The 24,850-nt window shown below is 61.9% G+C and carries 22 protein-coding genes and 2 pseudogenes; 13 read left to right on the top strand and 11 right to left on the bottom strand.

Going from position 1 to position 24,850, the window contains the following annotated elements; genetic code table 11:
* The first annotated feature begins 73 nt into the window (after positions 1–73).
* Positions 74–1,030, top strand: coding sequence for an alpha/beta hydrolase (locus tag QFZ30_RS11430; protein ID WP_307076271.1), 957 nt, complete (start codon positions 74–76; stop codon positions 1,028–1,030).
* Here the strand turns inward: QFZ30_RS11430 and QFZ30_RS22030 are convergent.
* Together QFZ30_RS22030 and QFZ30_RS11425 are read right to left on the bottom strand one after the other, a co-directional pair.
* Complete coding sequence (locus tag QFZ30_RS22030; RefSeq protein WP_373462892.1) at positions 1,020–1,433, bottom strand: COG4315 family predicted lipoprotein; 414 nt, start codon at positions 1,431–1,433, stop codon at positions 1,020–1,022. The genes QFZ30_RS11430 and QFZ30_RS22030 overlap by 11 nt on opposite strands.
* Positions 1,434–2,003: 570 nt before the next feature.
* Complete coding sequence (locus tag QFZ30_RS11425) at positions 2,004–2,153, bottom strand: hypothetical protein (protein ID WP_307076269.1); 150 nt, start codon at positions 2,151–2,153, stop codon at positions 2,004–2,006.
* A gap of 616 nt (positions 2,154–2,769) precedes the next feature.
* Here QFZ30_RS11425 and QFZ30_RS22025 point away from each other — a divergent pair.
* Positions 2,770–3,501 (top strand): annotated as a pseudogene (locus QFZ30_RS22025) (amidase family protein).
* 119 nt (positions 3,502–3,620) lie between these two features.
* Here QFZ30_RS22025 and QFZ30_RS11420 read toward each other — a convergent pair.
* Positions 3,621–4,361, bottom strand: coding sequence for an SDR family NAD(P)-dependent oxidoreductase (locus QFZ30_RS11420; protein ID WP_307076267.1), 741 nt, complete (start codon positions 4,359–4,361; stop codon positions 3,621–3,623).
* A gap of 310 nt (positions 4,362–4,671) precedes the next feature.
* Positions 4,672–5,694: a CE1758 family FMN-dependent luciferase-like monooxygenase gene (locus QFZ30_RS11415; RefSeq protein WP_307080205.1), complete on the bottom strand. Its 1,023-nt coding sequence runs from the start codon at positions 5,692–5,694 to the stop codon at positions 4,672–4,674.
* A 208-nt stretch (positions 5,695–5,902) separates the two neighbouring features.
* Between QFZ30_RS11415 and QFZ30_RS11410 the strand changes: the two genes are divergently transcribed.
* The 3 genes and pseudogenes from QFZ30_RS11410 to QFZ30_RS22020 all read left to right on the top strand — a co-directional run.
* Complete coding sequence (locus QFZ30_RS11410; RefSeq protein ID WP_307076266.1) at positions 5,903–6,526, top strand: FMN reductase; 624 nt, start codon at positions 5,903–5,905, stop codon at positions 6,524–6,526.
* 80 nt (positions 6,527–6,606) lie between these two features.
* A complete protein-coding gene (locus QFZ30_RS11405; protein WP_307076264.1) occupies positions 6,607–8,421 on the top strand; it encodes an MFS transporter in 1,815 nt (604 codons plus the stop codon).
* A pseudogene (locus tag QFZ30_RS22020) lies at positions 8,304–8,585 on the top strand (hypothetical protein); the annotation flags it as partial. The gene QFZ30_RS11405 and the pseudogene QFZ30_RS22020, both read left to right, overlap by 118 nt.
* Before the next feature lie 280 nt (positions 8,586–8,865).
* Here the strand turns inward: QFZ30_RS22020 and QFZ30_RS11400 are convergent.
* Complete coding sequence (locus QFZ30_RS11400; RefSeq protein WP_307076262.1) at positions 8,866–9,429, bottom strand: TetR/AcrR family transcriptional regulator; 564 nt, start codon at positions 9,427–9,429, stop codon at positions 8,866–8,868.
* Positions 9,430–9,516: 87 nt separating this feature from the next.
* On the opposite strand from QFZ30_RS11400, the gene QFZ30_RS11395 reads away from it, so the two are divergent.
* Genes QFZ30_RS11395 through QFZ30_RS11385 form a run of 3 tightly spaced genes read left to right on the top strand, consistent with a single transcriptional unit; the run spans position 9,517 to position 12,334 of the window.
* A complete protein-coding gene (locus tag QFZ30_RS11395) occupies positions 9,517–10,737 on the top strand; it encodes an MFS transporter (RefSeq protein ID WP_307076260.1) in 1,221 nt (406 codons plus the stop codon).
* Entirely contained in the window at positions 10,734–10,955 is a 222-nt protein-coding gene (locus QFZ30_RS11390) for a hypothetical protein (RefSeq protein WP_307076258.1), read from the top strand. Before QFZ30_RS11395 ends, QFZ30_RS11390 begins: the two co-directional genes overlap by 4 nt.
* A complete protein-coding gene (locus QFZ30_RS11385; RefSeq protein ID WP_307076256.1) occupies positions 10,952–12,334 on the top strand; it encodes an amidase in 1,383 nt (460 codons plus the stop codon). The genes QFZ30_RS11390 and QFZ30_RS11385 overlap by 4 nt, the downstream gene beginning before the upstream one ends.
* A 716-nt stretch (positions 12,335–13,050) precedes the next feature.
* On the opposite strand, the gene QFZ30_RS11380 is transcribed toward QFZ30_RS11385, so the two are convergent.
* Genes QFZ30_RS11380 through QFZ30_RS11360 form a run of 5 tightly spaced genes read right to left on the bottom strand, consistent with a single transcriptional unit; the run spans position 13,051 to position 19,458 of the window.
* On the bottom strand, positions 13,051–15,444 hold the full coding sequence (locus QFZ30_RS11380; protein WP_307076254.1) for a bifunctional salicylyl-CoA 5-hydroxylase/oxidoreductase: 2,394 nt from the start codon (positions 15,442–15,444) through the stop codon (positions 13,051–13,053).
* A 12-nt stretch (positions 15,445–15,456) separates the two neighbouring features.
* Positions 15,457–17,115: an AMP-binding protein gene (locus QFZ30_RS11375; protein WP_307076252.1), complete on the bottom strand. Its 1,659-nt coding sequence runs from the start codon at positions 17,113–17,115 to the stop codon at positions 15,457–15,459.
* Between the two features lie 44 nt (positions 17,116–17,159).
* Positions 17,160–18,065, bottom strand: coding sequence for an acyl-CoA thioesterase (locus QFZ30_RS11370; RefSeq protein ID WP_307076250.1), 906 nt, complete (start codon positions 18,063–18,065; stop codon positions 17,160–17,162).
* Between the two features lie 5 nt (positions 18,066–18,070).
* On the bottom strand, positions 18,071–18,553 hold the full coding sequence (locus tag QFZ30_RS11365; protein WP_307076248.1) for a cupin domain-containing protein: 483 nt from the start codon (positions 18,551–18,553) through the stop codon (positions 18,071–18,073).
* 11 nt (positions 18,554–18,564) lie between these two features.
* Positions 18,565–19,458, bottom strand: a complete 894-nt coding sequence (locus QFZ30_RS11360) for a fumarylacetoacetate hydrolase family protein (protein WP_307076245.1) — start codon at positions 19,456–19,458, stop codon at positions 18,565–18,567.
* Between the two features lie 136 nt (positions 19,459–19,594).
* Here QFZ30_RS11360 and QFZ30_RS11355 point away from each other — a divergent pair, with 136 nt between their 5' ends.
* A complete protein-coding gene (locus QFZ30_RS11355; protein WP_307076243.1) occupies positions 19,595–19,993 on the top strand; it encodes a RidA family protein in 399 nt (132 codons plus the stop codon).
* Between the two features lie 125 nt (positions 19,994–20,118).
* Here the strand turns inward: QFZ30_RS11355 and QFZ30_RS11350 are convergent, their stop codons facing one another.
* On the bottom strand, positions 20,119–20,559 hold the full coding sequence (locus tag QFZ30_RS11350) for an acyl-CoA thioesterase (protein ID WP_307076240.1): 441 nt from the start codon (positions 20,557–20,559) through the stop codon (positions 20,119–20,121).
* Between the two features lie 237 nt (positions 20,560–20,796).
* On the opposite strand from QFZ30_RS11350, the gene QFZ30_RS11345 reads away from it, so the two are divergent.
* The 4 genes from QFZ30_RS11345 to QFZ30_RS11330 all read left to right on the top strand — a co-directional run bounded on the left by QFZ30_RS11345 (position 20,797) and on the right by QFZ30_RS11330 (position 24,829).
* Complete coding sequence (locus tag QFZ30_RS11345; protein ID WP_307076238.1) at positions 20,797–20,937, top strand: hypothetical protein; 141 nt, start codon at positions 20,797–20,799, stop codon at positions 20,935–20,937.
* A gap of 131 nt (positions 20,938–21,068) precedes the next feature.
* The gene (locus QFZ30_RS11340; protein ID WP_307076236.1) at positions 21,069–21,893 is read left to right on the top strand and encodes a PaaX family transcriptional regulator; all 825 of its coding nucleotides are present in this window, start codon (positions 21,069–21,071) and stop codon (positions 21,891–21,893) included.
* A 486-nt stretch (positions 21,894–22,379) separates the two neighbouring features.
* A complete protein-coding gene (locus tag QFZ30_RS11335) occupies positions 22,380–23,156 on the top strand; it encodes a cyclase family protein (RefSeq protein ID WP_307076235.1) in 777 nt (258 codons plus the stop codon).
* Positions 23,153–24,829, top strand: a complete 1,677-nt coding sequence (locus QFZ30_RS11330) for a thiamine pyrophosphate-binding protein (protein WP_307076233.1) — start codon at positions 23,153–23,155, stop codon at positions 24,827–24,829. Before QFZ30_RS11335 ends, QFZ30_RS11330 begins: the two co-directional genes overlap by 4 nt.
* Positions 24,830–24,850 lie beyond the last annotated feature (21 nt).

Below are 24,850 nucleotides of genomic sequence, written 5' to 3'. Positions count from 1 at the left end.
CCTGCGTTATCCGCGTTACCTGTATTGACCCTGTCAGCCCTTGAATCCCATCGACCGTTTAGAAGGATGAATCATGACCACCACACCCGTTCGCCCCCCGTACGATCCTGAACTCGCTGAGTTACTGGACGCGAGCCCGTTGCCCACTACGGTCACAGCCGACATGATCGGCTTCCTCAGAGCCAACCCTTTCGGACCAACCCTCGATGACCTCTTGGCCGTCCGCCCCATCACCCATCAGGAACACACCATCACAGGCACAGGCGGTGAGCTCATCGCATCGGTGTTCACACCGGCGCAAAGGAACGAGTCAGCGCCGGCCATCTACTTCCTGCACGGTGGCGGGATGATCATCGGCAATCGCTTCACCGGCATCGGACACATCCTGGACTGGGCCGTCGAGCACGGAGCTGTTGTCGTGTCCCTTGAATACCGGCTCGCGCCCGAAACCCCTGCACCAGGCCCGGTAGAAGACGCCTACGCCGGACTGCTCTGGCTGGTCAACAACGCCGAAAGCCTTGGCGTGGATCCTGACCGTATTCTGATTGCCGGCACCTCCGCCGGTGCAGGCCTGGCTGCAGGAGTGACCCTGCTGGCCCGCGACCGCCAGGGCCCGGCACTGATCGCTCAGATGCTGCTCAGCCCGATGCTCGATGACCGTGATGCGACGGTATCCAGCCACCAGTACACCCAAACGGGTTCATGGAGCCGTGAGAGCAACGACACGGGCTGGAACGCACTGCTCGGAGACCGCCGCGGCAGTTCCTCCGTCGACATCTACAGTGCGCCAGCACGCGCCACCGATCTGACCGGCCTGCCGCCTGCGTTCATCGACGTCGGCTCCGCCGAGGTGTTCCGCGATGAAGACGTCACCTACGCGACAGCACTGTGGGCCAGCGGCGTCCAGGCAGAACTGCACGTCTGGGCCGGCGGATTCCACATCTTCGACGGCGCAGCACCCGAAGCACAACTATCACTGGCCGCCACCGCCGCACGCGACTCATGGATAGACCGCACACTCACACCCTGACACCTTGGCACCGACCCCCACATACGGAGAACCAGAACCGCTTGTCAGTACGTCGGGGCGCCGGAAGGTGCGGCCAGTTCGGTTGCTTTCTTGCCTGTTCCGTCGATGGCGAACCAGGTGCCGCCAACTCCTTGCCCCGGGATTCGCCGGGGGCTTTGTCCCCGGCGAAGTAGTAAACTTGCCAGCCACCGATCGTGACCTGGCAGGTCCCGTCGGCCCGTTCCACGTACCCGATAAGGCTGGCGTCGACGTTCTCCGTGTAGATTTTGGCGGCGGCTCCTACGAGAAGCGGAGGCCACTTCACGGCACAGTCTCCTACACGCGTGGTGGTCGAGGAATTCGCTGTCGGTGTCGATGCGGTATAGGGAAAAGCCTCCCGTGTGGTGACTGGTGACCGCGGCATCAGCCTGAGGAGTTGCGTCGAGCGGAAGGGCGTCGGCGGCATTGGACCGGTCACCGGCGGGTGCCAGAGGCGTCGGCGCTGGGCCGTCGAAGATCTCGACAGTATCTTGGGGCCTACAAGGGTCGGATCCGCTGGCGCGCTTTCGGGCTTCATTTCGGGTTGGTCGCCCTGCGGGGATGCTGAGGCGGCGGGTGCGGGAGCGGATTGGGAGGCAGCGGGGGCTTTGGCTGGTCTGTGGAGGCTGCTGTTGAACAGCCCACCAGGGCCAGGAACAGTAGGGTATAAGGGCCGAGGTGAGTGCAGTGCGGTGCCCGGCAGGACATTTACAAGCCCAAGCTGATGGAGTTGCTGAAGGGCCCGACGAGCTCGGACTACATCATGATGGAACATCGCTGGCAGCAATTGGGGCCCGTTGCGTGTAGCGTTCGGTGCCCAGTGACTAATGCGTCGCCGGCAATGAAAACGTTGCTCGCCTCAAAGTAGAATCCGATGTGCCCGTCCGTACGCCCGGGCAGCGGTACCACAAGCAGCGAGCCGGGCACCGCTACCCTTCGGCCTGGCGGCAGGGGGTCACTTTCCGGCTGGTTCGCTGCTGGGCTGAGAACCTGCGAGCGCGCTTTGGGGTGCCGCGGAGGCCTGCAGCGTGAAGACCTTGTCCACGAGATGCTCAGCGAACCCATCCAATGGTTTGTCCTGGTTGAACAGGATGCGATACATCATTGGAGCAACCAAATGGTCCATCAACAGGGGAGTCCTGAAACTCGTGTCGTCGAGCCGTGCGAGGAGTTGCTCCAGCTGAGATTCGGCCGAAGCCACACGCACCGGCATTAGACCCTGAATCGTCTCCAGCAAGGACGTCGCTGATGTATTGCCGACCCGATTCGGGATGCCATTTCCTCAAGGAACTGGGCTGCCCAACTACGCAGGTCCTCTCGTAGGTCGCCGGTCGACGGTGCGAGATCGTCGACGACCAACCTCTCAGTCGCAACATCGGAGAGCAGTCGGGGGAGGTCGCCCCACCGTCGATAGATCGTTGACGGTGTTACCCCCGCGTGGGCGGCAATCATCGGAATGGTGAGCTCCGCCCGTGGGGTCGACTCCAAAAGCTCGCTCACCGCCTGGTGCACCGCTTTTTGAATCCGCGTGCTACGCCCTCCGGGCGTGACCTTCGACAGCCATATCAAGATGCTACCGCAAATGTTTTGCTTTAGTGGCATCGGTCTCCTACGGTAGTAAAAGCAAAGACTTCGCTTTTACCTACAGGAGTTCCCATGTCAGTCGGACTCTTTCTGCCGCAGCACGGGCGATCGCTGCCCATGACTTATCCCCGGTGGACATGACCGAGTCCATCCTCGAACGCATCGAACTAACAGATGGGCGTATCAACGCCTTTGCAACCGTCGACAGGAACGCAGCTCTTGCCCAGGCGCGAGCCTCGGAGCGAAGGGTGCTGAGCGACGGGCAACCCCGGGCACTCGAGGGAGTCCAGCTCGGGATCAAAGACGTCATCGACGTCCAAGACCTCGAGTCAACCTCCAGCTCGAAAGTTCACAAGGGCCGTATTCCGCGTACCAGCGCACGCTGTCGACTCTCTCATCCGTGATGGGGCGGTCATCATCGGCAAGACGCATACACACGAGCTTGCCTACGGCCTCACGACGCCTCAACCAGAAACCCTCACCACACGAATCATGTGGCAGGCGGTTCTAGTGGAGGCTCAGCGGCCGCCCTCGCAGAATTCCAGGTGCCGGGAGCACTCGGCACCGATACCGGAGGGGCGATTCGGGTGCCAGCAGCACTCTGCGGCGTGGTCGGGCTCAAGCCGAGTACGGACTGGTATCGAGGAGCGGCGTCACGCCACTCTCGTGGTCCTTGGACCACGTCGGTCTTATGGCTCGTTCCGTTCTCGACGTCGGACTACCTGACTACCCTCGCCTGTCCGTTCCCGCTGGCAAAGACAGGCAAGGCCTCCCGCTGGGAGTGCAGCTGGGTAGGCAGGCTTTTTGACGAAGCGACGCTAGTCCAAGTAGCTGCCGTGTACGAGCACTCGCACTCCTTAACTGCGTAAGTGTCCGAGCTACCGGTCCCAAACAACTCACGGGAATCCGGTCGTTGTGGATAGGTGATTCCCCACGGCTCGTTGCCGAAGTCTCACAAGTCAGTCTCCAATGCAGGTTCACGGGCTGCTCAGTACATGTGTGCGCCGCCGTCTACGTTAAGGATTTGTCCGCTGATGAAGGCGGAATCATCAGAGGCGAGGAAGAACGTAGGCCCGACGAGATCTTCGGGAACCTCGTCGCGCTGGAGGGCGCGAGCATCGCGCTGCGCCTGAAGGATCGATTCCGGAAAGCTGCTGCGGACCGCCTGAGTGACGGTGAGTCCTGGGGTGATGACGTTGACGGTGATTCCATAGCCACCGATTTCCCTAGCCAGTGACCGGGAGAAGCCAATGACTCCTGCCTTCGCAGCGACATAGTGGGCTTGGCCGGCAACACCGTCGAACACTGATCCGGAGCCGTAGTTGATGATCCGCCCCGAGCCCTGCTCCTTCATGAGGGGCAGGATCGCCTGGGTGACAAGGAAGGTCCCGGTGAGATTGATCTCAAGGATCTGGCGCCATAAAGCGGAATTGATGTCCTCCACCATGGCGAAAGGAAAGTATCCAGCCGCATTGATCAGCACATCGACCCTCCCTGCGTTCGTTCGGGCGAACTCCGCCAGGCGGGCTACATCCTCGTCGGCGGAGACGTCGCCGGCAGTGGTGAAGAGTTTTGCATCGGCATCCCACCGCTCACGCCATTCCGACAGGACGTCTTCGCGGGCATCAGTGGCGATGACGGTGTCGCCATTGCTCAAAAACCGCTCAACAAGAACGGAGCCCACTCCGCCTGCGGCGCCGGTGATGAGTACTACTCGATTGGTATTCATGATTTTTCCTTGCGTTGACATCGATAATGTTGCCGGCCACGTATATAGCCGTTAATGTTGTTGTTCTATTCCTTGTGTTCGCGTACTCGTTGCCGACGTACTTGTTCTGAGAGCAGGCGTTCCGCCGCAGAGGTTCGCGGGTGAGCGCACTTCTTAGGTCGCATATAGCAGCGGGTTGAATTGCAAGGCCTGCGTGTTCTCCGCGCTCTCATCCCTACTGTCCGACGCGCTCCTGAAGGTGAGGTCTTGGCGCGCGGGCTGGAGGAGATAGGAGCCTGCTCCCGTAGTGCAGCCGATCGCTCGGGTATGACTAGGCTGGTGTGGACGCGAGTTCTTTCCGGAGGACAGGAACAACGTGTTCACCGAGCATGTCGATCTGCTCGAGTGCGGTCTTCAGGGGGACTCCCCCGACTTCGAGGGCGAACAGGATACGCTGCACGCCTCCTGTATAACTCCGGAAGGACAGGGTCTTCTCGATGACTTGCTGTGGGCTTCCGGCGATAGTGGGGGTTTGCGCCATATAGTCGGACAGTGCTGACCCGCCGGGAAACATCGGCGCATTGTCGAAGTAGGGCTGGAACTCACGGACAGCATCCTGTGAGTTCTTGCGGATGTATGCGTGTGCACCGATGCCGACGATGGCCTGGTCCGCCGTGCCGTGTCCGTAGTGCTCGAATCGGTCACGGTAGAGATCGATCATGCGCGCGGTGTGCTGCGGAGGGCCGAAGATGTGGTTCGCGAAATACCCGTCTCCATAGTAGGCGGCCTGTTCGGCGATTTCCGGGCTGCGCACCGAGCCGTGCCATACGAAGGGGGCTTTGCCACCCAGAGGCCGAGGAGTGGACTGGAAGTTCTGCAGCGGAGTGCGGAACTTCCCCTCCCATGTGATGCGCTCCTCGTCCCACAGCCGGCGTAGCAAGGCATAATTCTCGACCGCCAGGCTGATGCCGTCGCGGGTTTCCTTCCCGAACCACCCGTAGACCGGACCGCTGTTGCCGCGTCCGAGCATCAGGTCAAGGCGCCCATCCGACAGGTGTTGAAGCATCGCATAGTCTTCGGCGATTTTTACCGGGTCGTTCGTGGTGATCAGGGTTGTTGAGGTCGACAGGTTCAAGGTGCTCGTCTTTGCCGCGATGAAACTGAGGAGGGTCGTTGGTGAGGACGTGACGTAGGGAGGAATGTGGTGCTCACCGGTCGCGAACACGTCAAGGCCGGCCTGCTCGGCCCGAAGCGCCAGCTCAACGGTCCCCTTGATGCGTTCCTGTTCAGTAGGGGCCCGACCTGTTGCAGGGTCTGCGGTGCGGTCGCCGACACTGAAAATGCCTATTTGCATAATTTCTCCTATCAAGTTCATCCCTTCCTTCGACAGTGGTGGCTGCGCTTGGAGGGATTCCATTCCAAATTTGGTTGCCAGCCACGTAACTGATGGAGCCCTCAGGATATTCCCCTGCCCGGGACCGCACCTGCAGGGAATGAACCATCACGCGACACCGTTCAAGTACGTGGCCGACAACATAAATTAGTTAACAGATGGAGTAGTAATGACGACACGAAAGCTCATGGTAGTGACTGCAGGCTTGGGTGAGCCCTCCTCAAGCCGGATGCTCGCCGACCAGCTGTCTGAAGCGGCCAAGGCCCAACTCAGTTCACCAGATACTTCAGTTGACGTAGAAACGGTGGAGTTGCGCGATCACGCGCTAGATATCGCTAACAACTTCATCACAGGCTACCCCGCGCCGAAGCTCTCTTCCGTGGTTGATCGCCTTACCCAGGCAGATGCCCTGGTGGTGGTGAGCCCGGTGTTCTCCGGGTCCTACAGCGGATTGTTCAAGTCCTTCTTCGACCTCGTCGACAGCACGGCCCTCGCGCACATCCCTGTCCTCATGGGAGCAACAGGAGGAAGCCCACGTCACGCACTCATGCTCGAGCACGCAATGCGCCCCCTGTTCAGCTACCTCCGCGCCGTGGTCGTCCCTACGGCGATTTACGCGTCGCCCGAGGACTGGGGAACCGGTTCGAGTACGGAACAGAGCCTCGAACAGCGGGTACACCGCGCCGCACGAGAGCTGGGTACAGCAGTACGAGACTCCCCACGCAACGGGACAGATCCGACGAGAATCCGCCCGGATTTCGAAACGCTCCTCCACCCACCAACACATCACTGAACATTTCATGCGACACGACCGGCGATAGCTCCAAGAGCCCTCGTGCGTCAACGTTCGAAACCCCTACCAAAGGCATCACAATGACAACCTCCACCCCTTCGCATGTGCAGGGGCAGAAGGGCAGCACAACGACTGCGCAGCAGGTACTCCGAGCACTCATGGGCCTCTTCGCTGGCCTGTTCGCCGCCATCCTCAGTAGCACCATCGTGACCACCGCCCTTCCGACCATCATCACTGATCTCAACGGGTCCCAGACCGACTTCGCCTGGGTCATGACTGCGGCGCTGCTCGCCGGCGCAGTCACCACACCGATTTGGGGCAAACTCGCGGACCTTTTCGACAAAAAACTGCTTGTGCAACTGAGTATCGTCCTCTTCGTCGCCGGTTCGACCATCGCAGGGCTCGCACACAACATCTCGGTCCTCCTGACGGGACGGGCAATCCAAGGCATCGCGATGGGTGGCCTGACAGCCCTGTCAATGGCTGTCATTGGCGCCATGGTCGCACCTCGTGAGCGGGGAAGATACTCCGGCTATCTTGGCGCAGTCATCGCCGCAGCCACCGCCGGAGGGCCAGTACTCGGCGGACTCATCGTCGATTCACCACTGGGCTGGCGCTGGACCTTCTTCGTCGTCGTTCCTCTGGCTGCGGCCGCTCTTGTCCTGCTTCAAATGACGCTCAAGATCCCTTACAACCCGCGCCGCGTCAGCATCGACTGGCTGGGCGCAGTGCTCCTCACCGCTGGCGTCAGTACCTTCCTCATCTGGACCTCCTTCGCAGGCAAGGAGGACACCTTCGCCTGGGTGTCATGGCAGAGCGGCCTGATGGTCGCCGCCAGCGCCCTGCTCCTCGGTATCCTGTTTGTCGTCGAAACCAGGGCGGCCGAACCGATCATCCCGCTGAAGATCATCACCGAACGCACCACAGCACTCGCCATAGTTGCGTCTATCGCCGTGGGTGTCGCAATGTTGGCATCAGCAACGTACCTGGGCCAGTACTTCCAGGTCTCACGGGGAGCCACAGCGACCGAAGCCGGGCTGCTCATGCTCCCCATGATCTTCGGAAATCTGATGGGCTCGGTGTTCTCCGGCCAAATGATCACCCGCTTCGGCCGTTGGAAGAGATTCCTCGTGGCTGGTGCAATCCTGTTGGTCGTCGGTTCCGGACTCGCTGGCACCATCGACCACAGGACTGAGCTCTGGACCGTCGGCGTGTATCTCTTCCTCTTCGGCGCAGGTCTCGGCCTCCTGATGCAGAACCTCGTGCTCGCCGTCCAGAACACGGTGACCCTCAAGGATGTTGGTTCCGCCAGCGCTGCCATTGCCTTCTTCCGAACCATCGGCGGCGCAGTAGGTGTCGCAGTCCTCGGCTCGATCCTCGCGACCAGAACGGCACGCACCACTACGGAGGGCCTCCGGGATGCCCGGATTCCCGATGATTCCCTAACCTCCACCCCCGGCTCCTCCGACAGGGATCTCACGCCGGCTCTGAGCGAGATCGTCCGCTTCGCCTTCGGCAGCGGCACAGCACTGATCTTCCTCATCATCAGCGGCATCGCAACACTGGCACTAATCAGCATCCTTCTCATCAAAGAGCAAGCGCTTCGCGAAACCGTGGACATCAGCCCCACCCCAGCAGAACGTGTCAGTACTTCGGACTCGTTCAGTGCCCCATCAGCCGCGCACTTCTCAAAGGTACTGCCGCAGCCCCCGACCACCGCGGCACCCTGCACCAATTCCTGGGATACACCGACTACAGCGGCAACCACCGCCCCGACGAAGACCGCGGTTTCCTCGCCCACACCGTGGAAGCCAGGGGCGGGCGACTCGCCGACCTCCTCGGCGAGGGAGAGATCCACGTCAACAGCATCCGCCGCCAAGGCATCCACACCCTAGGCGAGGGACTCCAAGCCAGCGTTCCTTCCGATGCTACGCAAGGACCTGCGCAGCTTCGGGGTATCGGTGACCACATGGTTGCAGAGTTCCATGTTCGGCGCCAGCGAGTACGTGCTGGGCCAGCGAGGCAAAGTTCTACTGCTCGAACGCGTACGCGCTCGTGACTTTGAAGAGCCTCGTGCGGGAGGCTCAGCACCGGGCACAGCGCGTCGTAAATACCGCGATGATCGAGCTCTACTGAACATCGGCCGGACAATCCTGGACCGCCAGGTGAGCGAGCCCTGGGGGAGCAAAGTACCTTTTCCCGGAGGCTGTCGTCCAAGATCAGATGCCTACGCCCACCACTCGCGCGTCGACTGTCTCCACGAGCTGCCGCGCATCCAATGAAACTCCATAGTTCATTAGATATTCAATGAGTCTGCGGTTGAGCTCGTGCCGTGTCGGTCACCGAGGCGCGGCACCCGAGAGCAGGCGGGCGACCAGGCTGGTCGGGTAGCCCGTTGCGGGACGTTCGCTGGTGAAGAGGATGCGGTAGAGGATAGGTGCCACGACATGGTCGAGGACCTCGTCGACCTTGGGCGGGCCAAGATGTGGGAAGCGCTGGACGATTGTCGAGATTGCCTCTGCTGCGTAACGTGCACAGATGCCTGCATTGTCTCCTGTGGAATCCCCGGCCAGGACTTCGGCGATGTAGGAGCGGCCAGGGCCGGAGCCCATTTCTTCCAGGAACTGTTCAGACCAGGTGGTGAGGTCCCTTTCCAGGGATCCGGTTTCAACCGGAGGGTCAGCCTGACGAAAGCGGTCGGCGGCGACATCCGAGAGCAGGGCAGCGAGGTCCCCCCAACGCCGATAGATGGTTGTCGGGTTTACCCCGGCTCGTGTCGCAATGGCCGGAATGGTGAGCTCATCACGGCCCACGGCGGCGAGCAGTTCCTTCGTAGCGTCATGGACGGCTTGTTGGATGCGGGCGCTTCTCCCGCCAGGGCGGGTGCCAGTGATTGACGTCATTTAACAATCCTAACGCAAAAGACTTGCTTTTAGCCCCATCGGCCAATACCTTTGAGAAAGCAAACAATTTGCTTTTAGGAGGTTCACATGACCACAGAATGCCTTTCCAGTCCGAGCGCACTGGGGGCCTCGTTCCCTGCCCGGATGGGCCCACGGATTGCGTTTGCAGTAAATGCCGTGGTCTCGATCGCGTTCCTGGCCGCATCCAGCGCCCCTACTCCGCTGTATGCCATCTATCAGGAGCATCTGCATCTCACGCCGCTGATCGTTACAGTCGTTTTCGCGTCGTATGCGATCGCCCTGCTGATCGCCCTCCTGGTTGTGGGTTCGTTGTCGGACCACCTGGGCCGCCGCACTGTCATCCTTGGAGCCCTCGCCCTTGAGACGGTCGCCATGATAGTTTTCGCTGTTTCCAGCAACGCGGCAGAGTTAATCTCGGCCCGGGCGCTGCAGGGCCTCGCTACGGGGGCGGCGACTGCCGCTCTGGGCGCCGGACTCGCCGATCTGATACCCCGGCGCGCTCCTCTCGTCAACAGCGTGGCTCCGATTATCGGCATGGCGGTTGGCGCGCTTGGGTCGGCAGCCCTGACCACTGCCGTAGCCGTCCCGACGACCGACGTATTCATTGTCCTCATGATCTTGTTCGCCCTGCTGTTCGTTACTGCCTTGTTCCTGCCCGAGACGGTGGAACGGCGCCCCGGCGCCCTGGGGTCGCTCAAACTCAGCGCCGTTGTTCCACCAGCTGCCCGCAGGGCACTAGTCGTTGCGACTCCGATCCTGATAGCGGTATGGGCCATTGGCGGGTTCATCCTGTCGCTCGGTCCGAGCCTGGCGCGGGCGCAGACCGGCTCCACGTCACCCATGGTGGGCGGGTGGTTGGTCTTCGCGCTCACGTTCAGTGGAGCTATCGCCGTGTTTACCTTCCGCAGGACCCCGGCGGCCCGGGCCTTCATCATCGGGGCCGGCGCGCTCATCGCCGGTGTTGCGGTAACTCTGCTCGGAGTGGTTGTGAGCGCACCGGTCCTGCTGTTCCTTGGCATTGTGATCGCCGGAATAGGCTTTGGCACCGGCTTCCAAGGCGCCATGAGAACAGTACTGCCCCTCGCCCAGGCCGGGGAGCGAGCCGGCTTGCTGGCTACGGTCTACGTCATCAGCTACCTTGCAACGAGCCTTCCGGCCATTGCCGCAGGCCTGCTTTCCTCCCTGTGGGGAATCAAGCCGGCCGCCATCATTATCGGTAGCGCCGTGATCATCCTGGCGGCCATGGCACTTGGAGGCATCCTCCGTCACTCCAAGGCGGCATCATGACCGCGGCATTATCAGGACCGGGTATGGACACGAGCTACACCGAAGACGATGTCCGACGGCACACCCAACGCACAGCGCTAGGGGCGGCGTCGGAGCGACATGCCGCGATAGCGGCGACCATTACGCACATTAGCTCGGTCCTTGACCCCCTGCGGAGTCTGGACCTAGGCGACACTCCACCCACCCATTCACCCATCACCCCGGAGGCCCTGCCGTGAACACGTTCCCCCCACACTCCTCGGTCATGGACAGCGGCGTCCGCTCGATCGCTGACATCCAACAGGCCTTCGACGCCGGAGAACTTACGCCATCGACGCTTCTGGAAAGTGCAATCGAACATATTCACCATCATGAACCGGCCAGTACGGCGTTCGCTCAACTTGCCCTGGAGCAAGCCCGGGTTCAAGCGGCGGAAGCCACCCAGGAAATTGCCGACGGCCGCCGCCTTGGCCCTTTGCACGGGATCCCGCTTGGCATCAAAGACATGATTGACGTCGCAGGACTCGAAACGACGGCCAGCTCGCGCGTCAGGGCCGGACGCGTCGCTACCTCCGACGCCACCGTAACCTCTTCACTCCGGGCCGCTGGTGCAATCTTCGTGGGCAAAACCCACACCCATGAATTCGCCTACGGTCTGACGACGCCATCGACGCGGAACCCCCGCGACCTTGACCGCATTCCCGGTGGCTCAAGCGGCGGATCCGCGGCGGCCTTGGCCGGTGGCATGGTCTTCGGAGCACTCGGAACCGACACGGGCGGATCGATTCGGGTACCAGCTTCACTGACCGGCGTCATCGGGCTTAAGCCCACGTTTGGCCTCGTGCCCCGGACCGGTGTAATCCCGCTAGCCTGGTCCCTGGACCACGTCGGTCCGCTTGCCCATACAGTCAACGACGCCGCGCTCCTCCTTGAGGCGATGGCAGGATTTGATACCGAAGACCCCTCCAGTGTCCACCGGGCCCCCATCGATTACACTGCCCTCATCGGTCGCGATCTGACGGGAATCCGAGTTGGAGTTCCCCGCAATTTCTTCTTCGACCGGGTAGCCGACGACGTCGAGACGGCGACGCGCGCGGCCATCGACCGCCTGGCGGAACATGGTGCGGCACTCGTGCCCGTCGACGTTCCCTCCACCACACTCTTCCAACCGGTCCAGTGGGGCCTGATGGTCTCAGAAGCAAGCGCGTACCACGCGAACGAGCTCCGCTCCGTCGCGCATCTCTATGGCGACGACGTGCGCATCCTCCTGGAAGCCGGTGACCACATGCTCGCGACCGACTACATCAGAGCACTCAGGGCCCGGACCATCATCATCCGCGAGTGGAACACACTCTTCGAATCCATCGACATGCTCGCGACACCCAGCACACCCCAGACTGCCGCCCTGATCGGCCAGGAAAATTTCGAATGGACCGATGGCTCGACAGAGACCGTCTCCGATGCCTACGTCCGCCTGGCAGCCCCGGCCAACCTCACCGGCAGGCCAGCCATCTCCGTACCCGCAGGACTGGACCGGACAGGACTCCCGATCGGTTTCCAACTCATCGGCCGCCCCTTCGAGGAAGCGACTCTCTTCCGCGCAGCAAATGTCGTCTGAGCACCGCCCGGGAAAGCGAGAGTCTCCTAGGGGAGTCGAACCCCGGACCTGCTTCAAATGAAAGTGCAACAAAGCTCATCGTTCAACGCGGATCGGCACTCTCCCAGGACGCGGCCCGCCGCCGCGCGGTCTCCTCGGCGGGTGGTGGCGGTCGCTTCTAGCGTCAGGGTTGTCGTCGTCGTTGAACGCGTGCCCGGGACCCTATTTTGGGGCCTTTGCCCCTGCTCCCCGGTCAAAGACGCCGATATCCGACCTTTCGTCAGCCCGAGCTAGCGGAGAGGCGCTGTAGCGGTGGATCTTCCTCGAAGAGTTCGGCTAACGCGGCTTGTATACGTCGGAACGGCGTTCGATGCGGTGGACGTAAAGGATGTGGTCTTCCACGTCGAGGGTGAACAGCACGCGGTAGTCGCCGTGCCGTGCCGTCCCGTGCGCAGGCCAAGCCGTTCATCTGTGAAGGGTTTGCTCAATCGACGGGGATTGTCGGCCAGCGGGCTCGATAACCCGCAGGACGCACAAGGAAGAGCGCCCGGCCTCGGCCACAATTCCAATACGTCTGTTCTCTCTCGTCCATCCAACGTGGCGGGATTCCGCTGCCAGCAATAGCCAACGTCGGTCCAATTTCGCTGAGGACCTGCCGGCAAAACGCCGGCAGGTCCTGAGCCTCCGCACTTGGAAGCTCTTCACATACAGCCGTTCGCTTGTGGCAGCACGTGGTTCTATTGGGTCAGCATGGCCTCTTCAGCGGAGAGGCCGGGGGTCCAGCGCAGGTGCCCGTCCTGTGCGATGGAATCAGGTTCCTTGAGGAGGGACAACCGCGGGCGGACGGCATCGGTACGGCCGCTCGGAGGCTTGCGGCGACCGGCCCTGAACTGTGGAATCCACTCAGACCCAGGGCCTTGGTATTCCTGTTCAGCGGCCGCGTGTAGTGTCCACTGCGGGTCGTACAGGTGCGTGCGTCCGAGTGCCACGAGGTCCGCGCGTCCGGCCAGGAGGACGGAGTTGACATCGTCGTAGGTGGAGATTGCCCCCACGGCAATCACAGCGACTCCTGCCGGTACGGCGACCTCCTGCCGGATCCGGTCGGCGAAGGGGGTCTGATAGCTGCGGCCAAACGCCGGCTTCTCATCCTTGGAGATCTGACCCGTGGAGACATCGATGCCGGCTGCACCATGATCGACGAATGCCTGCGCGATGCCGATTGAATCGTCGGAGTTGTTGCCGCCCTCGATCCAGTCGGTCGCCGAGATCCGCACTGTAATCGGCTTGTCCGCAGGCCAGATAGCGCGGACTGCGTCGAAGACCTCAAGCGGGAAACGCAGCCTGTTCTCCAGACTGCCGCCGTATTCGTCGGTGCGCTGGTTGGAGATTGGCGAAAGGAAGGAGGACAGGAGGTATCCGTGGGCAGCGTGCACCTCGAGAAGGTCGAAGCCAGCTTCTGCTCCGCGGCGGGCAGCATCTACGAAGTCGGCTTTCACCCGGCCCATTCCGGTGGTGTCGATTTCGCGCGGAACCTGGTTGCCGGCCCCGTAGGGCAACGCAGACGGGCCGACGGGTTCCCAGTTCCCGGTTTCGAGGGGCTCGTCGATGCCTTCCCACATCAGGCGCGTGGATCCCTTGCGGCCGGAGTGTCCAATCTGCAAGCCGATCTTTGCCGTCGAACGTTCGTGGACAAAGTCGACGATGGACTTCCAGCTGTGCTGCTGATCGTCTGTATAGAGGCCAGAGCAGCCGGGCGTGATGCGTCCTTCGGGTGACACACAGACCATTTCGGTCATCACCAGTCCCGCGCCGCCAAGGGCTTTGGAGCCGAGGTGCACCAAATGGAAGTTCCCCGGAACGCCGTCGGTGGCGGAGTACATGTCCATGGGGGAGACGATGACGCGGTTCTTCAACTCGAGTCCGCCGATGCGGTATGGCTGGAACATTGCGGGCGCAACGTCAGGCAAGCCTTGGGAATCGGCGAAGTGTTTGTCTACAGCTCCGGCGAATTCCGGGTCGCGGAGGCGCAGGTTCTCCTGGGTGATCCGGCGCGAGCGGGTGAGCAGGTTGAACGCGAATTGCGTGGGTTCCTGTCCTTTGTATTGTCCGATCCGTTCGAACCATTCCAGCGAAGCCTGAGCGGCTCGTTGTGTGGATTCGACCACGGGACGGCGCTCGGTCTCGTAGGCGGCCAGCGCGGTTTCAAGGTCCTGGTGCTCATGGAGGCACGCGGCCAGTGCCAGGGAGTCTTCCATGGCGAGCTTGGTGCCGGAGCCGATGGAAAAGTGGGCGGTGTGGGCGGCGTCGCCAAGCAGCACGATATTCCCGTGGCGCCAGCTGCGGTTGCGGACCGTGGTGAAGTTCAGCCACTTGGAGTTGTTGGCCAGCACCTCGTGTCCAGCGAGTTCTTCGGCGAAGATGTCGCGGATTTTGCTGATTGCCTTCTCGTCGGACACGCCGGGGGCGAATACGTCGGTAGCGGTCTCGTCGAAGCCTGCTGCCTCCCACACATCGGGGGACATTTCGACGATGAAGGTGGAGCCTTCCTCAGAGTATGGGTATCCATGGATCTGCATGGTGCCGTATTCGGTGTCCTTGACGAAGAACTTGAACGCCTCGAAAACCTGGTCCGTGCCAAGCCACATGAACTTGTTGGGCCGGGGATCAAGGTTCGGGCCAAAAGACTCCGCATAGGTTGCGCGGATCTGCGAGTTGACGCCGTCGGAGGCGAGAACCAGGTCATAGCCGGCCTCGAGTTCGCCGATCGGCGGGGCGAGCGTGCTGAAACGTACGTCCACGCCCAGTTCAGCGCAGCGGCGCTGCAGCAGCTCAAGCAGTTCCGTGCGGCTCATGGCAGCGAATCCCTGGCCTCCGACGATGAGGGTCTCGTTGCGGAAGTGGATGTCGATGTCGGACCACCGGGCAAACCGCCGGCTCATGTACTCGGCAACCACCGGGTCGGCGTTGCCGATGCCACCCAGCGTCTCATCGGAGAACACGACGCCGAAACCGAAGGTGTCCGTGGCGGCGTTGCGTTCCCAGAGCGTGATGTCGTGGGAGGGGTCCAACTGCTTCATCAGTGCTGCGAAGTACAGGCCCCCGGGGCCGCCTCCGACGATTGCGATCTTCATGGTTTGCTCCTTCTACGGCTGGGTGGCGGCTGCGCCGGCCAGCTGGTCGTTTTCGTGTTCGAGGCGGTCGCGCAGCTTGAAGTGCTGCAGTTTGCCGCTGGGGTTGCGTGGGAGTTCATCGACGAACCGGACGTCCCGCGGGTACTTGTATGGGGCGATAGTGGCCTTGACGAAGTCCTGGATCTCCTTGCGCTTGGCGTCGTCTGCATTGACGCCGTCGCGCAGGACGATGAAGGCGCAGACGACGCTGCCTCGCTCCTCGTCGGCCCGTGCCACGACAGCGTTTTCAACGACGTCAGGGTGCTGGTCGATGGCTGCTTCCACTTCGGGGGCGCCGATGTTGTATCCGGAGGAGACGATCATGTTGTCCGAGCGTGATTGGTAGGTGAAGTACCCGTCCTCGTCCTGCACGAAAGTGTCCCCGGTAACGTTCCAGCCGTTAATGACGTATTTCGCCTGTCGGTCATCGTCCATGTACCGGCAGCCGGTGGGCCCTATGACCGCGAGCCTGCCGGGCTGGTTGGGCCCGGCCTCCATGCCTGAGTCGTCCAGGATCACTGCCCGGTAGCCGGGTACAGCCTTGCCTGTTGTGCCTGGGCGGATGTCGTCGCCGGCGGCTGAAATGAACACATGGAGCAGTTCGGTCGCGCCGATACCGTTCACCAGGCGGACCCCGGTGGCGTTGCGGACGGCTTCCCATGTTTCCTTGGGCAGGTGCTCACCTGCCGAGACGGCGATCCGGAGGCGGCTGAGTAGTTCGCCGCGGCCGGCTTTGAGGATCGCGCGGTAGGCCGTGGGCGCCGTGAAGAGGATGGTGGCACCGGCGGCGGCGGCGTTTTCCGCCAGTTCCACCGGGGCGGCACGCTCCGTCAGAAGGGAGGAGGCGCCGAAACGCAACGGGAAGATCACCAGACCGCCGAGCCCGAAGGTGAAGGCGATGGGAGGTGATCCCGCAAACACATCCCCGGACGTGGGCTGGAGGATGTGACGGGCGAAGGTGTCTGCCGTGGCGAGGATGTCACGGTGGAAGTGCATGGTGACTTTCGGTGCGCCGGTGGTGCCTGATGTGGGTCCCAGGAGCGCGACGTCGTCCGCGGAGGTCTCGACGTCGCTGAATTGACCGTCTTTCGCAGAACAGCGGGCGATAAAATCATCGACACCGTCCCCTCCATAGGACAGCACGCTGACGTCGGCGCTGGCTGCCGCGGACAGTTCGTCGACGAAGCGGTGATCCGAGATCGCCACGACCGGTTTGGTGAGCCCGATCAACGTGCTGATTTCGGGGGCGCGGAGCATCGGCATGGTGGTGACAACCACCGCGCCGGCCTTCAAGACTCCGAGCCAGGCAGCGACGAGCCACGGGTTGTTGGGCCCACGCAGCAGGACGCGGTTGCCCGGAACCACGCCGAAGTCCTCCGTGAGTACCTGCGCGGCCTGGTTCGCACGCTGCTGGAGCTCGCCATAGGTCCATGTGGTTCCGTCAGGTGCGTGCAGTGCGGGCCGGTCCGGCCCGTATGCGGTGACTCCGCCGTCGATCAGCACTGACGCAGCATTGAGCTTTTCCGGGTACTGGAGCTCAGGAAGGGTGAACTCGAGCGCAGGCCAAAGGCTGGCCGGCGGTAGGTGGTCCCTGGTAAAGGTGTCCACGTGGGCCGATGATGTGAATGTCATGGCCTCTCCTTTCAAAAGATGGTGATGTGAGTCCGGGAACCGGCTCAGGAAGAAGATCGGATCATGCCCTCTTGGGCCACGGTGGCAAGCAGGAACCCCTGCCGGTCAAAGAAACGGCCCAGGGCCAGGCCACGGTTGCGTTGGGCGGAGACGGCTTCCTGGACATAGAGCACCCATTCGTCGGCGCGTCCGTCACGGTGGAACCACATTGAATGGTCAAGGCTGGCGGTGCTGAGCCCGGGCGAGGACCAGTGCAGCCCGCGGACCCGCAGCAGCGTCTCCAGAATCGTGTAATCGCACACGTAGGCCAGGGCCGCCCGGTGCAGGTCAGCGGTGAGGCGGTCAGTGGCTGCATCGGGCAGCCGGTTGAAGGCCTTCACCCAGACGGCCTGGTGGGCCTGGGGGCCTCCCTCGACGTCCAGGTACACCGGACCGGGAACATGGCGCATGTCGAAACTGCGTCCCGTGGACCAATACTCGGCTGCGGGCCCGTCGACGCCCGCCAGCACCTCTGCGGCGCTTCGCAGCGCCTCGGGTGCGAGGTCTGCGGGGGAGCCTTGCTGGTAGTCGGGACCGTTTTCGGGGACTTGGAAGGACCCCATGGCCGTGAAAACGGTCTTGCCGTTCTGGTAGCCACGGACGCTGCGGGTCGAGTAGCCGCGGCCGTCCCGCAGCCGTTCCACCTCGTAGCGAACGGTTGCGCCGACGTCGACTGGCCGCATGAAGTAGCTGTGCATGGAGTGCAGTGTCCGGTCTGCCTCGACGGAGCGCATCATGGCAGCTGCAGACTGGGCCACCATGTCCCCGCCATAGGACTTGGGCCATGGCACGTACTGTGTGGTGGCTTCGTAGGCCTCGTCATTGACTTGCGCCGGGACGTGGGTGAGCTGGATGGCGCGGAGGAAGGTTTCCGAGGTGGGCACCGTGACGGTGGGCGTAACCGAGGGCATGGCGGCTAGACCCGGCGGTAGTCGGCGAGGGTCTCGTCGGCGACGTCTTCGAGGTTCACGACAATGTTCTCGGGGGTGCGGGTGGTGAGCCAGATGAGTTCTTCGGTGACTGACATGTTGGCCTCGACGTGCGGCATGAAGGGGGGGACGAAGACCCAGTCGCCGGCCTTCATGTCCTGGTACTCAGAGTAGTTTTCGCCGTAGTAGATGCGACCGGCCCCGCGCAGGACGTACCCTCCGGTTTCCGCCTCGCCGTGGTGGTGGGGCAGTGAACGGTATCCTGGCGTGTTCGATACCTGGCCGAACCAGATCTTCGTGGCGGGAGTGTGTTGGATGGAGACGCCCGAAACGCGGATGCAGTCACCGGACTGGGCGGTGTTGGTGTCTTCCTCACCTGCACGGGTGACGACCGGGACGACTTTGCCGTCCGCTCCGGCGTACATGGAGTTGTCGCCCTCGGTCAGGTACGCGGTGGTGGTATTGCTCATGGTGTTCACTCCTAGGTTGTTGCGGTTGAAGTAACCGGTGCGCTGTAGGTTGCACGGCCGTCGTTGTGATGGATGCGGATCCTGTTCTCCAGGCGTCCGATGCCTGCAATCTCGGTTGTGAGAAGATCGCCGTCCTGCAGGAAGCGTGGGGGGTTCATTCCCATTCCCACTCCGCCGGGCGTGCCGGTCAGGACCAGGTCCCCCGGCCGCAGAACCGTGAAGTGGGAGATGTAGGAGAGGAGCTTCGCGGGGCCGAACACCAGCGTCCCCGTGTTTCCGGCTTGCACCAGTTCACCGTTCACGTAACCGCGGACCTCGAAATCGCCTTCGACTTCATCGGCGGTAATCATGACCGGCCCAACGGGGGTGGTGGCGTCGAAGGCTTTGCCCTGAAACCACTGCAGGGTGCGGTTCTGCCAGTCACGCATCGAAACATCGTTCGCCACGGTGTAGCCGGCGATGGCCTGCAGGGCCTGTTCCTCATCTGCGCGGAATAAGGGGGAACCGACGACGACGGCCAGTTCGGCCTCCCAGTCAACCCGTTCACTGCCGACGACGTCGATCGTGTCACCTGCCCCGGTCAATGTGTCCGCGTACTTCGCGAAGAGGGTGGGATATTCCGGGAGTTCCCGGCCCATTTCCTGAATGTGATCGCTGTAGTTCAGACCGCAGCAAATCACCTTGCCCGCCGCCGGCAGCAGGGCTGCCAGCTCGGCGGCGGAAGCCGAAACGCTGTTGGCATCATGACGCTGTCCCGATACGACGGAACCCGCCGTCCGGCGCCATTGCGGGTCCGCGACCATGGTGCCCACGTCCGGGTATGGCAACGGCAGATAAGCAGTGTCGTCTGAGACAAGTACCGCCGCCGTGGTGTGCTTGCCCGCACGCAGTGTGGCCAGTTTCATCCGTCCAATTCCCTTCAATCAGATATGTCGACTTTTTTACGGTCGTCACATATGCTCAAGGTAGCACGATGCAGAGGATCTGAAAAGAGCTCTTTTCCCGAACGACGACAACCCCATATGCAGGAGGAACCACACCGTGACCAACAGGACAGTCAACCCCCAGTCGCTTTCCAAACCATCCGGGTATGCCCATGGCATCCTTGCCGGGAACACCGTGTATCTGGGAGGCCAGACGGCACTGGACAAGGACATGAATGTCGTGCCCGGCGGCATTGTTGAACAGTTCAGGCAGGCGTTTTCGAACGTTCTGACAACGCTGACGGAGGCTGGGGGACAGCCGCAGGACTTGGTCAGCGTCACGATCTATCTCACCGACGTCGACGACTACATGGCGAACGGCCGTGAAATCGGACGGATCTGGCGCGAGATGGCGGGCTCGGAGTATCCCGCGATGGCCGGCATTGGCGTTACCCGGCTGTGGCAGAAGGAAGCTCTCATCGAGATCCAGGGGATTGCGGTGATTGGAAACCGCTGATTCTGCGGGCGGTGGCTCTTCCGGCCCCGCAAACCGACACTGTGTCGGATTTGTGAACGGCCCCGGCGTGCATGCATGCCGGGGCCGTTCTCATGACGCGAAGCGCCTACCCGCTCCTATATGGTTCAGTTCCGCGTCGTGAGCTGAAGTGACTGTACGGCTTCCACCATGTGTGCCGGCCAGGGCTGGGCCGTCAAGGACCCTGAAGGGACGTGGGCCACGGTCACCGTGCCGAACGCCGCGATTCCGCCTTCGGATTCGAGATGGGGATGGCCGAACACTTCAAAGGCGTAGGTCATGGACGTGCGGCCAATTTTTTGGATGCCGACAGTTGCCGTGATGCGCTGGCCGAACCAGAGTTTTGCCCTGTAGCTGATTGCCTGGTGTACACGCGGTGCGCTCGGGAAATAATCAGGAAGGTTGAGGGCCCGGAAGAGCTCCGCTTCCGCGGACTCAACCCAGCGCATGACAGAGGAATTGTGCTGGTGGCCGGAGGCGTCGGTGTCTACCCATTCGACATTGCGATCGATGCTGGCATGCCGGCTTGGCCTCGTCCGGTCAGTCATGGGTCTCCCTTCAGCGCGTGATGATCCCACGTCACAACGCCCTATTGTATATCCCTGCGATGACGACCGTTCGCGAATCCGCGATGGTTGTGATTGGGAAGCCGCGAACGGCGCACGAATAAATTTCATGTCGTTCTCTTTACGCCCGTCACCAAAACTGCATATACTTATTTTCATGACGCATGCCTGACGGCGGCTATGACGCCGCGTTCTACATGCCCTTTCCAAGGAGTTCCGATGTCTGTTTCCGACTTTGACGAACGCAACGAAAAGACCCATGAAGCATCGACGAGTGCCATGAGTCAGGAGGAATTTGAGGAGGTTTTCGGCGGGTCTGTTCCGGTTTGTGCCCCGTGGGCCGGATTGATGTTCATCTAGCATCCTGCCTGCGGCCGCGTGTCAGGATGCAGGATGCACGGTCCTCAGGCCTGTAACCTTGGACTGTTAAGGCGATCCATTATCGGAGGTGTTGAATGTCTGGAGTCAATGTTGTCCCTGACATTTCACCCATGCCACGCCACCAGCATCTCATCGTGACCGTCTACGGACTTTATGCCCGCGCCCATGACGGCGCGTTTGCAGTATCAGAGCTGATACGACTCCTGAGCGATCTAGGAGTTGAGTCAGCCGGAGTGCGCTCGTCAGTCTCGCGGCTGAAGAAGCGTGGAGTTCTCGTCAGCCTCCGAAAGAACGGGTCGGCCGCCTACAGGCTGGCGCCAGGACTGGAGGATGTTTTCCGGGCGGGCGACGAACGCATTTTCTCCCCGCACCGCGCACGCAAGGGTGATGACTGGATCCTGACATCATTCTCCGTCCCTGAGTCGCAGCGGCATCTTCGCCACAAGCTCCGCACCATTCTGACGCGCATCGGTTGCGGCCAAGTTTCGCCGGGCTTATGGATAGCCCCCGGCAACCTGGCGGAGGAAGTAAGTCAACAGCTCGAACGCGCGTCCTTGATGGAATACGTGGACCTGTTTAAGGCAGCCCACCTGACCGAAGATCATATCCGGTCGAAGGTCGGGCAATGGTGGGACCTGCCCTCTCTTGACGCACTATATGCGGACTTCATCGACCGCCACGAACCTGTACTGCAGCGCTGGTCCGAATTGCCCCTGAGCGAACCTGAGTCACCGGAGTATCTCAAGCAGGCCTTCGCCGACTACGTCCCGATGGTGACCCAATGGCGCCGTTTGCCCTATATGGATCCCGGCCTGCCTGAAGAGTATCTTCCCGGTGACTGGAGCGGCCTGGCCGCCGAGGCACTCTTTGCCAAGCTGCACTCACTGCTTGGCCCGATCGCCCAGCGCTACGCACGGTCGGTCGTCGAAGACTAGACAGTCCGCCGGCGAGGACTATTCACTGCGTTGGGAGCGCATTCGACCAGGGCCCATTCGCTCGAGCCGATGCATCAAGTGCTGTCGTTTGTTCCACTGCTTCTGGTCCTTTGACGCGGCCGGAAGCAACCTGACCCGTCCCGGGACCATCATAAGCCGCTCTCTAGAGATAATTTTTTTATCGCAACGAAAACGCTACAAATTTTGGTGGAAAGTGGATAGACTCAAGACCACTCGCGAGAAGGACTGCCATGGTGGACGCACGGACGCACGACCAGGCTGGCTCCGCGGCCAAGGTAACTGGCGCTGTCACCCAAGTCATGTCCAAGACACCGGCGGCTACTCGCCGTCGGTGCGGGACGCTCATAAGGCGCTTCGTTTCTCTATACGCCACGGGATTCCCCATTTCGCGATCCGCGGCAACAACTGGCGCCGGACGGCCGGTGGGGGTCCATTTGAACTCAATACAAACCGCATAGGAGAACAATGTCTGTACTAGCCGGGCTCACAGCAGCCCTCACAGATGGTTCCGTAGAAGTCGTAGACCTGACGACTCCGCTCAGCAGCGATACGCCGATACTGAATCTTCCGCAGCCCCTGGCCAACACTGTCGGCCTCAGCCTTTCGCCCGTGAGTAACTTTGATGACGCCGGCCCGGCGTGGGCCTGGAACGATGTGACTGTTGGGGAGCATGCCGGCACCCACCTGGATGCGCCCGTGCACTGGATTTCGGGCAGAAACGGCAAATCCGTTGACCAGATAGAGCCCCACCGCCTCATCGGACCTCTGATCGTCATCGACAAGAGCGCCGATGTGGCCGAAAATCCGGACTTTCTGCTGGAGCCTGAGCACTTTGAGCAGTGGCAGGAAACGCACGGCCAGTTGCCCGACAATTGCTGGGTGATCTTCCGGACCGGCTGGTCCTCCAGGGGCGGGAATGCCGCCGACTTCGTCAATGCCGATGACGCCGGGCCGCACACTCCGGGGGTGTCCGTAGCGGGCGCCCAATGGATTGCAGCCAATACCAGCATCAGTGGGTTCGGCGTCGAAACGGTGGGCATCGATGCGGGCCAGGCGGCAACTTTCGACCCGATGTTCCCCGTCCACTCATTTCTCCTTGGGGCCGACAAGTACGGCCTGACATCACTTCGACAGGTGGACAGGCTTCCCACGGTGGGAGCTACCCTGGTGGTCGCCCCCTTGCCAATTGTCGGAGGCACCGGCAGCCCCACCCGCGTCTACGCCCTTGTGGAGGGATCATGAGCGAGAACGTAAAAGTGTCAACGCTGGTTGCCCAAACGCTGGCCAAATTGGGCGTGGGCCACGTCTTTGGCGTTGTTGGAAGCGGCAACTTTGATGTCACTAACATCCTCGTGCAGGCGGGTGTGCCGTACACAGCTGCCCGACATGAGGGGGGTGCCGCCACCATGGCCGATGCCTATTCTCGAATGTCCGGCAAAGTCGGGGTGGTCAGCACGCATCAGGGATGCGGCTTAAGCAATGCCATTACGGGCATCGGGGAAGCGGCGAAGAGCCGGACACCGATGATTGTCTTGACCGCGGACACACAAAGCGCTGCGGTCCGATCGAATTTCAAGATTGATCAGGACTCCCTTGCCCGAAGCATCGGGGCAGTGGCGGAACGGATTCACTCCGTCGACTCGGCCGTGGCCGATACCGTTCGGGCGTTCCGCACCGCAGTCAACGAACGCCGCACCGTCGTCCTCAGTCTCCCTCTTGACGTGCAGAGCGGTTTCGCGCCGGACACCCTCGATTCTGTCCGGCTGCAGGAACCAGCACGGTTGCGGCCTGATCCCGCAGCAGTGGAGCACCTCGTTCAAGTGCTCCAGCAGGCCGAACGACCCGTGTTTGTGGCCGGACGGGGAGGGCGTGGGGCCAAGGAAGCCCTTCTCGCCTTGGCCGAGCATGCCGGAGCTCTGGTGGCAACCTCCGCGGTGGCCAACGGGCTATTCAATGGCGAAACCTTTAACCTGGGCATTTCCGGGGGCTTCTCCTCACCAGTGACGGCTGAGCTCATCAGCGGGGCAGACCTGATTGTTGGGTGGGGCTGCACCCTGAACATGTGGACCATGCGGCATGGCCGCCTGATTTCCCCGGGCACGAAGGTGGTCCAGGTCGATGTCGAGGACGCTTCGCTGGGAGCCAATCGGCCAATATCGCTGGGCGTCCTGGGGGACTCTGCGCTCACCGCTATGGACGCGCTTGCCTTGTTGAAAGCCGCCCAGCCGGCTCCAGCGGAAAAGTATCGCACGGAGACCAATGCAGTGACGATCAAGCAGGGGTCGCGGTGGAGGGACGTCGACACGGCGGACCTGTCCACGTCGACACTGATCGATCCGCGCGTCCTCAGCCGGGAACTTGATTCGCTCCTGCCAACGAACCGTATTGTTTCCGTGGACTCAGGAAACTTCATGGGCTACCCGAGTCAGTACCTTGCCGTGCCAGACGAGTTCGGCTTCTGCTTCACGCAGGCGTTCCAAGCCATTGGGCTGGGTCTGTATACCGCCATCGGCGCTGCGATTGCCCAACCTGAACGTGTCCCCGTCCTGGGCGCCGGCGACGGCGGTTTCCTGATGGGGATCAGTGAATTGGAAACAGCCGTCCGCCTCAACCTGCCCCTGGTGTGCATCGTTTACAACGACGCCGCATACGGGGCCGAAGTGCACCATTTTGCTGAGCTTGACGACTCTCTGGATCTTCGCAGCGTGAAATTTCCGGAGACGGACATTGCTGCCATTGCCAGGGGATTCGGCGCGGATGGCATCACCGTGCGCACCCTTGACGATTTGGAGCCGGTAAAGGCGTGGGTCGCCAAGTTCCACGCTGGGTCTGAGAGCCGTCCGTTGGTCATCGATGCGAAGATCGCCTCCGACGGGGGATCATGGTGGCTGGCGGAAGCATTCCAAGGCCACTGATTCAGTCATGACTGAAGGGGA

Source organism: Arthrobacter pascens (genome assembly GCF_030815585.1).
In the GTDB taxonomy this organism is placed as follows: domain Bacteria; phylum Actinomycetota; class Actinomycetes; order Actinomycetales; family Micrococcaceae; genus Arthrobacter; species Arthrobacter pascens_A.
Note: the sequence above shows the minus strand (reverse complement) of the source record. Positions and strands in the feature narration are given on the sequence as shown.